General features: G+C 65.5%; 1 protein-coding gene. It reads right to left on the reverse strand.

Translation table 11 applies throughout. The features are described 5' to 3' along the window. Nucleotides 1–995 (reverse strand): alpha/beta hydrolase (locus ING15_RS19255; RefSeq protein WP_206456460.1); only part of this gene is annotated, 995 nt, incomplete at both ends.

Genomic DNA, 995 nt, shown 5'->3' on the forward strand with positions numbered 1-995 from the left:
CGGGGTGGCAGAAGCGTGGCGCTGATCGGCTCCAGCACGAAGGCGCCGGCCCGGGCGAGGCCGGTGCGCACGCCGTTCTGCAGCCGCGGAAACACCGTCACCAGCCCGACGAACCGGTTGTGGTTGGTTCCGTCGAGAGCCAAAACGTCGGATATGTCGATCACCTGGATGTTGTTGGCGCCGGCGAGCGCCTGTACCTGCGGGTCGTTGACATCGCGGGTGCCGATCCGATCGCGGGACCCGGCGATCCGGCTGGATGCCATCAAGGCGCGGTCGTCCTTGGAAACCAGCAGCGTCATCGGCGGGTCCAGAGGGCCGATGACCTCCATCTGGCGGCGGAAGACATCGACATCGATGTCGGGGGCGGCAAGCACGACCCCGTTCAACCGATCAATGATCGCGTCCTGGCCGGTCAGCCGGAGCTGGCGCAGAGCCTCCGCTGTGAGCCAGGCCCCCATGCTATGCCCGAACAGGGTGATCTTTCCGACCTTCGGATCATTGGCGACATCCGTCAGCACGCGAACGAGATCGTCGCGCGAATAGGTGACGGCGTCCTTGTCGGCGACGTAACCGGTGACGGACGCCGCCGAAGGCCAGGCGAAGAGGACCGGCGTCTCCGTCAGCCTGCCGTCCACCGCGAGTTGGGCCAGCCTGAACAGCGCTTCCTCGAAGCTGTAATTGTAGCCGTGGACGAAGACGACGACATCACGCTTTCCTGCAAGGCCGCTGGCTCGGCGCGACGGCGCCTGGAATTCGAGCTTCGCCAGGATGGTCCGTTCCGTCACCGCGAAACTTTGGTCCGGATCCGGCGCGCCTTTCGGCCATTCGATCTCCGTGATCGTATGATCCCTCGGAACGGAGACGGTGAAGCGCTCGAAGTTCAGTGTCGGAGAACGGCCGGCCGAATAGCTGCCATTCGATGGGTCACGCTGGCGCGTCGTGGCAACCTGGATGGTCACCTGCTCGGTCGCCGCGCTGCTTGCCGGCACCACCGC

The organism is Aurantimonas marina (assembly GCF_017183135.1).
Lineage (GTDB): Bacteria > Pseudomonadota > Alphaproteobacteria > Rhizobiales > Rhizobiaceae > Aurantimonas > Aurantimonas marina.